This is a genomic window from Nostoc sp. KVJ3 (assembly GCF_026127265.1).
Taxonomy (GTDB): Bacteria; Cyanobacteriota; Cyanobacteriia; order Cyanobacteriales; family Nostocaceae; genus Nostoc.
Genome location: NZ_WWFG01000001.1, coordinates 3,610,150 through 3,622,951, shown reverse-complemented (window position 1 = coordinate 3,622,951; position 12,802 = coordinate 3,610,150). Strand labels below are relative to the sequence as shown.

Below are 12,802 nucleotides of genomic sequence, written 5' to 3'. Positions count from 1 at the left end.
TCTCCATTTTCTGATGATTCTGGCATTTCTTTAGGATTACTAAAGAATTTAGATTTTATTTACACTTATTTTATATTATTTTTAGAATTATGCAATAAAAACACAATCTGGATAAAAGGGATCTACATTCCCGATCCTCATACTTGTATATGTTGGACACAAGGACGCTACTCATCATTGATGATTGTGCAGCAGATCGGAAAATCTATCGCCGATATCTGTTGAAAGATCCGCACCAGTCCTACCAGATTTTTGAGGCAGACTGTGCTGAAGAAGGACTTGCTTTGTGCAAAAAAATTCGCTGCGATGCCATTCTGCTGGATTTTTGCCTACCTGATATGAGTGGGTTAGAACTCTTCGATCGGATGCAGCAGGAGATATTTAAGACTTCTGTCCCTGTAATTATGTTGACAGGGCGGGGTGATGAAGAAATCGCTGTGCAAGTAATGAAACGGGGTGCGCTGGATTATTTGGTTAAGCACAATGTGACACAGGATGTACTGCAATTAGCAGTCCGCAATGCCATCAAGCAATCGTGCTTGCAAGCCCAACTCCACAAAACTCAGGAACGACAGCGCTTAATTGCTACGACTGCTTTACGAATTCGCCAGTCTCTTAACCTAGAACAAATTTTGAATACGGCTGTAGCAGAAGTACAGCAACTTCTGAAGTGCGATCGCGTGATGGTATATCAATTCGCCCCAGATAGTGACGGTAAAATAGTTGCCTCATCAGTTGAGTCATTCCCCACTGTCGCATTGTGCGATCGTATTGCGGCTGGAGAAGAAGCAGGGGAGCAGGGGGCGGGGAGCAGGGGGAAAATTCCTCTCCTCTGCCCCATTCCTCCTGCTCATCTGCACAATTTCCAATCCCCAGTCCCTTATATTTATGAGCTTGGATTGTGTAATTGTGTCAGCTTGAAAGAGCAATTTAATACCAAGGTAAATCTAGTAGTTCCCATTAATTTGAGCAACAATGGCAACCCAACTCCCAAGCTTTGGGGTTTGTTGATTGCTCACCATAATTCCGGGGAGCGACTGTGGCAAACTGATGATGCAGAAATGCTCAATGAAGTTTCGGTACAATTAGCGATCGCTATCCAACAAGCTGAATTGCTAGCCCAAACTCAAGCAGCCCTTACCAAAGAAAAGCAACTCAATGCATTTAAATCTCAAATCATTGCAACGGTTTCCCATGAATATCGAACCCCGCTAACTTCAATTCTGGCGGCTGCATCAACTTTGGGAAAACATAGTCAGCAACTGGATGAGTCCAAACAACAAAGATTTTTGGGAATTATTGAACAGAAAGCAAGGTATATGTCCAAACTGGTGGATAATATGCTTCTTGTTAACCAATTTGAACTCGAAAAACCCAAATTTAAACCAATTTTACTCGATTTACTGCAATTTTTTGCCGATCTGATCGAACAAGAGCGAGAAACAACAGGCGATCGCCACGAATTGATTTTTAACATTACTGGGCATATCCAAGGCTTTTGGGGCGATCGCGGACTGTTGCAGCAAATTTTTATTAACCTAATGTCCAATGCAATTAAGTATTCTCCAGATGGAGGGACTGTAGAATTCCATCTCATTGGTAAAGAATCACAAGTAATCTTTTACATCAAAGATCGGGGAATTGGTATCCCAATGGTAGATCAAGAAAATTTGTTTCAATCGTTCAGTCGTGGAAGTAACGTTGATACAATCCCTGGTACAGGCTTAGGACTTGCGATCGCTAAAGGTTGTGTAGAGTTACATGGTGGCGATATTACCTTGTCCAGTGAAGTGGGGCAAGGAACTAAAGTTACAGTCAGCTTACCGAAGGAATTCCCAATGAGTCAACTTTCTCCATCATCAACTTGATTTGTTGCAATATATAGCGGTTCCTATTCAAATGTGGTATTTCATCTCGTAAGGTGTAGGGGCAATTCATGAATTGTCCCTACGGATGTACCTCACATAAATGAGAAGCGCTATGTAATACTTATCACTTATAACTTTTTACTTTTGCCTTATTAGGTGATTCTTAATCTTGAATTTCTATCTTAGTAATCAGCCATTCTTTGATTGTTTTACCACAAGGTTCAGAACTTTGACAATCACTAACATCCTCCAGCTCATAAGACATCTTTACTTTTTGATTGACGTATTTATCTGGTTCGCAAATATCAAATATTGCCCCGACACCTTCATATAACTTACCATCCTCATCTACAACAGTAACATAACATTTTAAATCTCCATTTTGCATATCTTTGATCGTCCCAAATATTGGGTTGTTATTATCAATTTCATTAGACTTATTCTCTTTAATAGATGAATTTTGATTTGATATTGAGTTAATATCTTCGGCATTATCTAGCTGTTTTGTAGAGAGATTATATTTATAATTAAATTGAGTAGATGTTGTAGTATTTACTTGATTCAGCTTATTGTTTGGAGAAGCACTATTGACAGATTTACTAGAACTGACAATCAATATAGAACAAAAAATTAATGTAGTAGTGAAGATTGTTTTTTTCATTTTATTTATGTTCCTTAAAGTCTATAGATGGTTCTTTTGAGAAAAGTGTTAATCCACCAATTATGCTGGTAGTTAAAGCAAAATAGGTATTGTCTCTTATCAAAGCTTTGGAAAAATTATCGTTTCTTGGAATCGGCCATAGAAACACAAAAAATTGCCCAGCCTTAAGATATAAAAAACTTTTATGAAGTTTTTTATAATATTTATAGGACTTACGCAAGAGTTATGGAATAACGAACCGCAGAGGCACGGAGGACACAGAGAAATCAGAGTTTGAGATATTTTGTGTAAGTTCTAATTTATTTATTATTACAATCTTATGTTTTGTCACTTATAAGTGACATCGTGATATTTGCTGAATATGCTCGGCGCGATCTACATTTTTTGTGTATTATTCATTAGAGTGCTTAAAAAATATCTTTAGCCTAGTTAATGTGGATAAATTAATATTTAATTAAGTCTTGATTGCTAAATATTAATGCTTTGAGCATTAAATGAGTATTTAATAGAGTTTAGAAGCTGTAAGTATTGATTTTGTGTTATTTCAAGGTTTTCTCAACTTAAACAAACCATTTGACTGGACTTCCCACGACTGCGTAGCGCGGGTGCGAAAATTGTTGCGCCTCAAACGTGTCGGACATGCGGGAACCTTAGATCCAGCTGCTACAGGGGTTTTACCAATCGCCCTTGGTAAAGCCACAAGATTATTGCAATATCTACCTGAGAACAAAGCTTACAAAGCAACTATTCGGCTGGGTGTGCGGACTACAACCGATGATTTGCAAGGTGAAATCATCACTTCTCAACCTTGTGCTGGATTAAGTTTGGCAGAGGTGAAAACTGCATTAGCACAATTTGAAGGCAAAATTGAGCAAATACCACCTATTTACAGTGCAATTCAAGTAGATGGGAAACGTCTCTACGATTTAGCACGCCAAGGGAAAACGGTAGAAGTTCCAGTGCGAACAGTGGAAGTTTTTCGGATAGATATTTTAGACTGGAGAGAAGGGGATTTTCCTGAATTAGATGTGGCGATCGCTTGTGGTTCTGGTACATATATAAGAGCGATCGCCCGTGACTTAGGTGCAATCTTAGAAACTGGTGGTACTCTTGCCGCTTTAATCCGTACCGAAAGTAGTGGTTTCAATTTAACCGATAGTTTGACATTGACTGATTTAGAAGCACAACTACAAGCCGCAACATTTCAACCCATTTGTCCAGATGCAGCTTTACAACATTTTTCATCTGTTACTTTACCAGTAATATCTGCCCAAAAGTGGTGTCAAGGTCAGCGAATTTCTCTAACTTTTAATGTTCCTGAAATAGTGCGAGTTTATGATGAGGAAACTCGCTTTTTAGGTATTGGACAATTACAAGACGAAGTGTTGATCCCCCAAATGGTTTTTGAACCGATTTCTTAACATCTTGTTAAATTTAAATTTTTAATTCTAAGACTGGATGGAAAAAAGTTTCTAAACTTAAGTAAGTACAGTTTTGCATTGATTTATAGTAGTATTTTGTGTCAACTATCTACAAACTTATGCAAACCTGTACTTAGCTAAAACTATCTACAAATACTATTTTTTAAGCTGATTTGCAGATGTAATTACTTGATAGCTTCCTCAATATTTGCACCCTTTAACTTAGCTCCCTCTAGGTTAGAACCCTTGAGTTTAGCCCCTTTGAGGTTAGCTCCATACAAAGTAGCATCCTTTAGATTAGCTCCATATAGAACAGCACCCTCTAAGTTTGCTTTCTGTAAGTAGGCTCCTGTTAAGTCAGCTTTCTGTAAATAGGCTCCTGATAGAATAGCGTCTGATAAACTAGCTCCTGATAAGTCAGCACCTGATAGGCTAGCTCCTGAGAGGTTGCTTCTATATAACTTGGCTCCCTTGAGGTTTGCTCCATACAATTTAGCTCCTGATAGGTCACTTTGAGATAAGTCAGCACCTGATAAATCACCGTATGGGGCATCTCCGGTCTTTATCAGTGCGTCCAAGTCAGCTTGTTCAAAAGCATAAGCCGGAACACTTGTCAATGAAAACACTAGGGCTAAAACAATAGCAACCACTGCTACTACCTTTTTGATTGAGATGAAATTTTTCATGATTGTTTATTTCCTTACCTTGCAAAACTTGTTAGTTCCCAGAGATAAGATTATCACTCACAATCGGAATTGCGTAAGTATAAGCGCTAAGATTTGTAAATTTTATTGTAGCGAAGTGCTAGGCGCTAGCCTCAGTGCATTTCCGATAGAAGGGCCTATGACACAATTAAAATAATAATATAACGAACTACTATGAAAGCAAGGCTAGACAAGATTGGGGTCATTTTAGAGAGGATAGTACAAAGGAATGAAGCGATCGCTGTTTTCACTAAACAGGAGAACGGCAAGTCATGAGCGATCGCCATCCTACCACTGCTGCACGTCTCAATGTTTACATCCAAGGTAAAGGATTCCCCATTCTGGGTTTACATGGTCATCCTGGTTCTGGTCGTAGTCTTTCTGTCTTTACCAATCATTTATCAAAACGCTATCAAACTATTGCCCCCGATTTACGCGGATACGGCAAAAGTCGGTGGAATGGCAATTTTGATATGAATGACCATTTAACTGATTTAGAAGCACTGCTAGACCGCTTAAATATTGAAAAATGCCTAGTACTGGGATGGTCACTTGGGGGTATTCTGGCAATGGAACTGGCATTGCGTTTACCAGAGCGCATTACTGGGCTGATTTTGGTGGCGACAGCCGCAAAACCCCGTGGTAGTCACCCGACCATAACTTGGCAAGATAATTTATATACTGGCGTTGCTGCCCTATTAAATTATATAAAACCGAGTTGGCAATGGAATATTGAAACTTTTGGCAAGCGATCGCTTTTTCGCTATTTAGTTCAACAACATACATCCACAACTTATAACTATATCGCCAAAGAAGCAGTACCAGCTTATCTACAAACCTCTCCTGCTGCTACTCGCGCCCTCTATAGTGCAATTCAATCAGGATACAATCGGCTTCCAGAACTGCCACAAATCCAATGTCCTAGCTTGGTACTTGCTGGTGAGCAAGACCGCCACATCACATCCGATTCCAGCTTACAAACTGCTCAAAACCTCCAAAATTCTCAGTGGCAGTGCTATTCAAACACCGCCCATCTTTTTCCCTGGGAAGTCCCCCAGGAAGTGCTGAATGATATTGAGCATTGGCTAGAAAAACATCCGCAGGTAATTCGTAATTCGTAATTAAAAATCGGGTTAGATCAGAAAACATCTATTGGTCAACACGTTATGGTTGGAATCTAAATACCCATCCATAACGTAATTACTAATTGTTAATAGTCCAAGGGCTTTTAACTTTTAACTAGATAATTCGTAATTAGAACTCGAAATTACGAATTACGAATTATGTTGACTTTGCCTAATTTAAATCTGACCGCCAAAGGCAGGCTGTACTTTGCGGTCAAATCTTTCCCCCAAGTCGTCAGCAATTGTTAAGGTATTAGGTTTGCAACGCTTGACACTCACAACGATTCCCGTAGCTCCTTCAAGCTCCAAATCTTCGATGTAACCTTTGCTTGCTAATGTTGCATCAGAAGAACTCAGAAATGGCCCGAAGTAGTATGTGCAACGGGGATTCTGCGTTATTATCTCTACCCACCAAGCCAAGCCGAGGTTCTCGAACGTGTTAATCAACACTTCCTTGAGGTTATGCCAAATGGTTTTCATGGTTTTAGCCAATTTATAAACGTCTACAGGGTGTTAAACGATATGGTGCTTTATTATCTTTTACATTTCTTTATACTCTGTTACTGTTATTTTTTCAAAGAAATTTTTTGTAACTTATCTAAATAATGCGTATTTAGCGATCGCTGGCGATAAATTTCATAAAGCGCCATCCCTGCTGCTACAGAAGCATTCAGGCTAGGAGTCTTACCTTGTAGAGGAATCGATACCAAAAAATCACAGGAACGTTGAGTCAACATACCCAGACCTTCACCTTCTGAACCGATTACCAAAACTATTGGCCCTTTGAAATTCACAGTATGCACGGGTTCGCTACCACTTGCAGCAGTGCCGTAAATCCAAAAGCCAGCTTCTTTTAATTCTTCTAAAGCGCGGCTGAGGTTGACAACTCTAGCTACAGCAAAATTTTCTAAAGCACCTGCTGAGACTTTCATCACAGTGGAAGTGATCCCAGATGCCCTTCTTTGGGGAATTACCAATCCTTGAGCGCCTATTGCTTCGGCGGTGCGAATAATTGCTCCCAAGTTGTGGGGATCTGTAATTCCGTCAGCTACTATTATTACGGGATCGGTTACAGATTTAGACTGTTCAATAAGATCGGACAATTCAATGTAGCCGTAGGGAGCAGTTTGTGCTGCCACACCTTGATGATTAGCCCCATTGGTGAGATAGTCTAAGCGTTTGGGTTCAACCTCATCAATAACTGTGCCATTTTCCTTAGCTTGCAGGAGAAAATGGTGAAAGCTGGGATCGTAGCGCAGACGGGTAGTAATCCAGATGCGGTTGAGATTGCGCTGTTTTTGCAATGCACTCAATACTGGGTGACGACCGTAGATGAGATCGTTATCTTCTTCTATCGGTTGTGTAGATACAGGCGACTGGGAGAAGTTGCTATTTCTTTGTCTGGAGTTGCTATCTATTTTTCGGGGATTGCGAGTAGGATTAGCAGCAGAAATGGGGTTGCTATCTATTTTTCGGGGATTGCGAGTGGGATTAGCAGCAGAAACGGGGTTGCTATCTATTTTTCGGGGATTGCGAGTGGGATTAGCAGCAGAAATGGGATTGCTGTCTATTTTTCGGGGATTGCGAGTGGGATTAGCAGCAGAAACGGGGTTGCTATCTATTTTTCGGGGATTGCGAGTGGGATTACTAACAACACGCTTACCTTTAATTTTTACAGGTTTCCCACGATTGGCTTCGCTAGTAGAAGTGTTAATGATTTTTCTCGGTTTATTCTGCATTTGATTTATGGATATAGCTTATGGTTGAACATACCGATTGCCGTAATTTCTGAAACCTAATCTATTGCTGTACCTGTTGTTGTGAAATTGAGTTTTCACTCTTTTTCTACATGAAGCATTTGCAACAGTTCGATTAGACGCTGGTAATCGGTGAGATATAAATAGCCTATTAGGGTTTCTAGACTAGTTGCCTGTTGATAAATTTCGGGATTAAGTCGCTTAGGGCGGCCTGTAGCGGCATTTCTACCCCGTCGGACAATATCTAATTCGGTGTCCCTCAGATGAGGAGTTAGCGATCGCAAATGTAGCGCTTGTGTTTCTGCTCTTACCTGCTCCACTACCAGACTATGGTAAATTCCTGACCGCTGCAATGGCAGCAGATAGAGCATTCTAACATACAACTCATAAATTGCATCTCCCAAATATGCTAAAGCAGTAGGAGAAATTTGTTGCACTTGTGAGAGGGAAATCTGTTGAAATGGCCCTGTGGTTGTCAAGAGTGCTTGAGTCCAAGATAAACTCTGCTTAGAAGTTTCATCTTGTCCGTCTAATAGCTCTTCCTCCTGTGACTTCACAAATAAATCATTCCTTGACGGGCTAGATTTGGCAAGCATTCTTCGCAAAGACTGATTTTTCTGAAGTATGCCATTATAGTATACTTAGCATAATCAATACCATCAAAATTACTTCCTGATTTCACCTTTCTGATTGAGAGTTGGCATTTAAAATCACCCTGATGTCAACGCCTATTAACCAAATTTCGTCTACTTATTGTAGTCTGTGTCTAAGATAGAGTAGAATCTGGACATCAAATATATCCTGTTACTCGATCGCACAAAATACTTACTTAGTAAGTGACAATTTTTAACTATACAGTATCAAGTCAACTTTATCTATAGACAAATCTACTAAATTTGTATTTTTTACGACTTTTTCAGACTTGATTATTTATCCGATATTCAAGGCAACGAGTACACAGCAACCACTTGATGTCTATATTCTGCTTTCTCTACTTTAAACATAATAATAGCTCAACTGGCTTCTTGCCTCTCCCACAAGGAGAGAGGTTTTCTGCCAGAAATTTTAAAAATTAAGCTACCCGATATTGAATCTGGATAGCTGAATTGATCTCTCTGTTCAAGCAATCAAGACTACTTGACGTTTTCTAGAGCTTCTTCAACTGATTTTTGCAGGGAGAGAAACTTCTCTAGACGAACAAGCTTGACCGTTTGAGTGACGCGGGCATTCGTGACAATTTGCAAAGTGCCCTCAGCAGTTTGAGCTTGCTTGGCTAGCTGCACCAGAGCGCCCAAGCCAGAGCTATCAATAAAGTCGATTTGTGAGAGATCCAAAATAATGTGCTTAGGGCCCTCTTCAATCTTGCTGCCAAGCACTTTGCGGAATGTTGGTTCAGAAAAGGCATCTAACAAACCTGTGAGGCGGAATAGCTGGCAGTTATCCCGGACTTCACGAGTACCCCTCAGGCTAACGGTTAGATTCAGTGGCTCAGCAATAATTCCCTCCTCATGAGTTAAAGTGAACGCTCAAGTATAGATGGTTTTTGAGCGAGTTGTCTACAATCTTTTGGGGCATTGGGCACAAGAGGCAGAGGGGCGGGGAGCAGGGAGAAGAGGGGAAAGAGATAATTTTTATTTTTATTCTCCCCGTTGCTCCCCACCTATTCCTCATTTTTACTTCACCTCGGCTGTTGCGGCTTGACGTGCTGTTCGCATAGCTTGAACAAATTGCTCAAACAAGTAATCAGCGTCATGGGGGCCAGGACTGGCTTCTGGGTGATATTGTACGGAGAATACAGGTAGAGATTTATGACGTACCCCGGCAATGGTGCGATCGTTTAAATTCAGATGGCTGATTTCTACAACTGCCGTAGGTAAGGAATCTGGATCGATCGCAAAACTATGGTTTTGGCTAGTAATTTCTACCCGTTGTTGTAAGCCGGCAGGCTGATTTAAACCACGATGACCAAATTTGAGTTTATAGGTTTCTGCCCCTAATGCATGACCTAAAATTTGATGCCCCATACAAATACCAAAGATGGGTTTTTGACTTAACAAAAGCGCTTTGGCAGTTGTAATCCCTCCAGTAACGGCAGCAGGATCGCCCGGCCCATTAGAAAGAAACACACCATCTGGATTGTAATTGAGGATTTCTTCTGGTGGTGTATCAGCAGGTACAACAATTACCCGACAACCGTAACTTACTAAGCGACGCAAAATGTTTCGTTTTATGCCAAAGTCAAGGGCAACAACGGTAAATGCTTCCCCAATATTTTCCGTAGCCTCAGAGTTGAATTCCCAAGCTGGAATTGTTGGATCTGACCATTCATAAGCCGTTGAGGTAGTGACTTCCCGAACCAGATTTAATCCTGCCATGTTGGGAGCCGCTAGTACCTGTTCTAGCAATTCCGCCTCATCAAGAATGGTTGTGGAAATGCCACCGTTCATGGCTCCAAACATCCGAATTTTGCGGGTGAGAGCGCGGGTATCGATGCCGTAGATCCCTGGTACTTGATTTTGTTTCAGGTAATCTGGTAAGGATTGTGTCGATCGCCAGTTACTTGGTCGTTGACAAATATTTCGAGCGATCGCACCCCGCACCTGGGGGCCATCTGATTCCTCGTCTTCAGGATTGATACCAGTATTGCCTAATTCAGGATAGGTAAAAATGACAATTTGACCGCAGTAACTAGGGTCAGTCAGGACTTCTTGGTAGCCGGTCATGCCAGTGTTAAATACCACTTCTCCGATCGCGGTTCCCGTAGCACCGAAAGACCAACCGCGATAAGTGGTTCCATCTGCCAGGACAAGTAAAGCCGGTATTGCGTCAGTCAGGGGCATAGTAAATTGGGGAATTGGGAATTGGGTTATGAAGAAGAGACAAGGAAGAGGGGGGAGGCAGAAAGACTTGTTCAATAATTCCCCCTCGTCCCTACTCCCCAATACTGCGATTGTTAATTATCCCATGAGTTGAGCAATTGCGAGTTTTTAAGATAGTTAATTAAAATTAAAAGGGAATTAAATTAAAGTGGCGGGAGTGGATTTGGCAAAGCTTGGGCGGTTAAAATTAATTATGATGCTTCAGTCTTTTTTATCCCGTGCAACCCTAATTTTTGTATCAAGCGCTCTAGCGGTTTTGTGTGTTGCCTGTAGTGAAGACAAACAGAACACTACGACTGGTGACAATAAGCAACCTGTGCCAATTGGGGATCTGGCATCCGTACAGCCTACCGTCGAACCACCAAAACCAACAGTTACCCCAGAAGCACAGCCGCAAGAGCCGTCTGAAACTGAACCAAGCCTTTTTGAACAGGGGCTAGACAAAGCGGTTGGCGCTTGGAGTATCAGCCGATCTGCTCAATCTCCAGGTGATTGGATTTTGGTGGCGAATCAGTATGAGGATGCGATCGCGCTGATGGAAAGAGTCCAGCGACAAAGCCCAGAATTTGCGATCGCTCAAACCAAAATTACGGAATATCGCCGCCAAGTTAAATATGCTCAACGACAAGCTACTCCTCGCCCTGTGAGCCTTGTAGAACCCAAGAGGGTAGTAGTTGTGGTTCCCCAAACAAGAATCCCACCCAAGTATATCTCGCCTCCACAAAAAACAGAACCGTTACCCGCAGAGCCAGGTTTGCCTTCATCAGCAGTAGTGATTCCAGATCAGGAAGTATTCACAGCGCCGATTAAAAGGCGAATTGGGGGAACGCCAATTGTGGAAGTCACCTTCAATGGCCAGCGACAATTTGAGATGATTATAGATACAGGAGCCAGTGGCACTGTGATTACCCAAGAGATGGCCAATAGCTTGGGAATAGTGCCAGTGGGTAGAGCTAAGGCAAATACTGCTAGTTCTAGGGCTGTGGAATTTCCTGTGGGCTATGTTAATTCGATGGCAATTGGTGGGGTAATAGTGAATAAAATACCAGTAGCGATCGCAGGTGCGGAACTAGAAACTGGACTTTTAGGACATGATTTTTTTGGCAACTACGATGTCACCATCAAACGGAATGTAGTAGAATTTCGGCCGCAATCGCGATCGCCAATCAATTCCCCAGAAACTCAACTAGCTGCTCCAACTTTGTCCAAGCCGCCCCGCTTTCTAGGATATCCTTAGCGATTTTAATGCCTTGGGCGTGATCCAGGAGTGCGATCGTACCTGCTACTTGCAGCGCCAACGACGCATTTAAGGCAACCGCATCTTGTTGCGCCTGAGTTCCCTTACCTTGCAGTACCGCCTTGAGAATTACTGCATTTTCTTGGACATCCCCACCCCGAAGCATACCTATGGAAGCAGGTGTGAGATCCAACTCTAGGGGGTTAATGGTAGTTACCTGAACTTCTCCAGCTGATAAAACCGCTAAGTCAGTTTCATCTCCTAAGCCAGCCTCATCAAGTTTTTCTCGCCCATGTAAAACAATCGCCTTTTCCTTGCCCAAATTGTTTAATGCTTGAGCAACTGTTGCCAAAAGCTTAGGAGTAAATAACCCCACCACCTGCCCAGTTGGACGCAAAGGATTTACTAAGGGCCCCAGTAAATTAAACACCGTTCGCACCTTGAGAGTCCGCCGTAATTGGGCAACCGCCTTGAGTGCGGGATGCCAACCAGGTGCAAACAAAAAAGTGATCCCAATCTCTTGTAGTGCAGCTTGCACCTTGTCACTAGAGGCATTCAAGTTTACACCCAAAGCTTCTAATACATCTGCGCTCCCCGTGAGACTTGAAGCTGAACGATTGCCATGTTTAGCGACGGGTACGCCAGATGCCGCAGCAACAAAAGCAACTGCTGTAGAAATATTAAAGGTTGATGAACCATCTCCACCTGTCCCACAGGTATCTATTACAGTAGTCAGTGATGTTAGCGGTAGCGGGGCGTTTAGCCCATGCTGAGTACTGAGTGGGGAAGATTGAGATTGCAAAACTTCAGCCATACCAGTCAACTCGTCAGCAGAAATACCTCTAAAGTTCAGCGCTGTTAAAATAGCCCCTGATAACTCTGGGGGAACCGCTTCATTGAGCCAACCTTGCATTAATTCAGCTGCTTGAGTCCGAGATAAGGATTGGCCATCTATTAATTGTTGCAGCAGCATATACCAGGTAGCAGAGGATTCTTGAGCAGTGATTGGAGAAGTTGCCATAGCTAAGGTTTTTGTGGGTATGGGAGCTATCCTACCGAAAAATGTGAAAGTAGCAGCCAAGGTTGGGAAACTAATACGATTTTGGATGCAACACGAAGTAGGAGCATACATCTGGCTGTACGCTCCTACT

The 12,802-nt window shown here is 42.0% G+C and carries 12 protein-coding genes; 4 read left to right on the top strand and 8 right to left on the bottom strand.

Annotation, left to right across the window (positions count from 1 at the left end; genetic code table 11):
• Positions 1 to 149 precede the first annotated feature (149 nt).
• On the top strand, positions 150 to 1,868 hold the full coding sequence (locus GTQ43_RS14450; protein WP_265273284.1) for an ATP-binding protein: 1,719 nt from the start codon (positions 150 to 152) through the stop codon (positions 1,866 to 1,868).
• Positions 1,869 to 2,031: 163 nt separating this feature from the next.
• Here GTQ43_RS14450 and GTQ43_RS14445 read toward each other — a convergent pair whose 3' ends face one another.
• Positions 2,032 to 2,529: a hypothetical protein gene (locus tag GTQ43_RS14445; RefSeq protein ID WP_265273282.1), complete on the bottom strand. Its 498-nt coding sequence runs from the start codon at positions 2,527 to 2,529 to the stop codon at positions 2,032 to 2,034.
• A 536-nt stretch (positions 2,530 to 3,065) separates the two neighbouring features.
• Between GTQ43_RS14445 and truB the strand changes: the two genes are divergently transcribed.
• Positions 3,066 to 3,950, top strand: a complete 885-nt coding sequence (gene truB / locus GTQ43_RS14440) for a tRNA pseudouridine(55) synthase TruB (RefSeq protein ID WP_265273281.1) — start codon at positions 3,066 to 3,068, stop codon at positions 3,948 to 3,950.
• 185 nt (positions 3,951 to 4,135) lie between these two features.
• Here the strand turns inward: truB and GTQ43_RS14435 are convergent, their stop codons facing one another.
• Positions 4,136 to 4,636, bottom strand: coding sequence for a pentapeptide repeat-containing protein (locus GTQ43_RS14435; RefSeq protein WP_265273280.1), 501 nt, complete (start codon positions 4,634 to 4,636; stop codon positions 4,136 to 4,138).
• Between the two features lie 290 nt (positions 4,637 to 4,926).
• On the opposite strand from GTQ43_RS14435, the gene GTQ43_RS14430 reads away from it, so the two are divergent.
• Entirely contained in the window at positions 4,927 to 5,775 is an 849-nt protein-coding gene (locus tag GTQ43_RS14430) for an alpha/beta fold hydrolase (protein WP_265273279.1), read from the top strand.
• Between the two features lie 180 nt (positions 5,776 to 5,955).
• On the opposite strand, the gene GTQ43_RS14425 is transcribed toward GTQ43_RS14430, so the two are convergent.
• The 5 genes from GTQ43_RS14425 to carA all read right to left on the bottom strand — a co-directional run bounded on the left by GTQ43_RS14425 (position 5,956) and on the right by carA (position 10,375).
• Entirely contained in the window at positions 5,956 to 6,258 is a 303-nt protein-coding gene (locus GTQ43_RS14425; protein WP_265273278.1) for a DUF1816 domain-containing protein, read from the bottom strand.
• 86 nt (positions 6,259 to 6,344) lie between these two features.
• Positions 6,345 to 7,517: a 23S rRNA (guanosine(2251)-2'-O)-methyltransferase RlmB gene (rlmB, locus tag GTQ43_RS14420; protein ID WP_265273277.1), complete on the bottom strand. Its 1,173-nt coding sequence runs from the start codon at positions 7,515 to 7,517 to the stop codon at positions 6,345 to 6,347.
• Between the two features lie 95 nt (positions 7,518 to 7,612).
• Positions 7,613 to 8,092: a Mini-ribonuclease 3 gene (locus GTQ43_RS14415; protein ID WP_265273774.1), complete on the bottom strand. Its 480-nt coding sequence runs from the start codon at positions 8,090 to 8,092 to the stop codon at positions 7,613 to 7,615.
• Between the two features lie 576 nt (positions 8,093 to 8,668).
• Positions 8,669 to 9,034, bottom strand: a complete 366-nt coding sequence (locus GTQ43_RS14410; protein WP_083782327.1) for an STAS domain-containing protein — start codon at positions 9,032 to 9,034, stop codon at positions 8,669 to 8,671.
• 174 nt (positions 9,035 to 9,208) lie between these two features.
• The gene (gene carA / locus GTQ43_RS14405) at positions 9,209 to 10,375 is read right to left on the bottom strand and encodes a glutamine-hydrolyzing carbamoyl-phosphate synthase small subunit (protein ID WP_265273276.1); all 1,167 of its coding nucleotides are present in this window, start codon (positions 10,373 to 10,375) and stop codon (positions 9,209 to 9,211) included.
• A 235-nt stretch (positions 10,376 to 10,610) separates the two neighbouring features.
• Here carA and GTQ43_RS14400 point away from each other — a divergent pair, with 235 nt between their 5' ends.
• Positions 10,611 to 11,651 carry a TIGR02281 family clan AA aspartic protease gene (locus tag GTQ43_RS14400; protein WP_265273773.1) on the top strand — a complete coding sequence of 347 codons (1,041 nt, stop codon included), beginning with the start codon at positions 10,611 to 10,613 and terminating at the stop codon, positions 11,649 to 11,651.
• Here GTQ43_RS14400 and trpD read toward each other — a convergent pair.
• Positions 11,581 to 12,672, bottom strand: coding sequence for an anthranilate phosphoribosyltransferase (trpD, locus tag GTQ43_RS14395; RefSeq protein WP_265273275.1), 1,092 nt, complete (start codon positions 12,670 to 12,672; stop codon positions 11,581 to 11,583). The two genes, GTQ43_RS14400 and trpD, sit on opposite strands and share 71 nt — an antisense overlap.
• Positions 12,673 to 12,802: the final 130 nt, after the last annotated feature.

Coding starts and splice junctions, on each gene's coding strand:
- GTQ43_RS14450 (WP_265273284.1), top strand. CDS start 150: ATGTTGGACACAAGGACGCTACTCATCATTGATGATTGTGCAGCAGAT.
- GTQ43_RS14445 (WP_265273282.1), bottom strand. CDS start 2,529: ATGAAAAAAACAATCTTCACTACTACATTAATTTTTTGTTCTATATTG.
- GTQ43_RS14435 (WP_265273280.1), bottom strand. CDS start 4,636: ATGAAAAATTTCATCTCAATCAAAAAGGTAGTAGCAGTGGTTGCTATT.
- GTQ43_RS14430 (WP_265273279.1), top strand. CDS start 4,927: ATGAGCGATCGCCATCCTACCACTGCTGCACGTCTCAATGTTTACATC.
- GTQ43_RS14425 (WP_265273278.1), bottom strand. CDS start 6,258: ATGAAAACCATTTGGCATAACCTCAAGGAAGTGTTGATTAACACGTTC.
- rlmB (WP_265273277.1), bottom strand. CDS start 7,517: ATGCAGAATAAACCGAGAAAAATCATTAACACTTCTACTAGCGAAGCC.
- carA (WP_265273276.1), bottom strand. CDS start 10,375: ATGCCCCTGACTGACGCAATACCGGCTTTACTTGTCCTGGCAGATGGA.
- GTQ43_RS14400 (WP_265273773.1), top strand. CDS start 10,611: ATGCTTCAGTCTTTTTTATCCCGTGCAACCCTAATTTTTGTATCAAGC.
- trpD (WP_265273275.1), bottom strand. CDS start 12,672: ATGGCAACTTCTCCAATCACTGCTCAAGAATCCTCTGCTACCTGGTAT.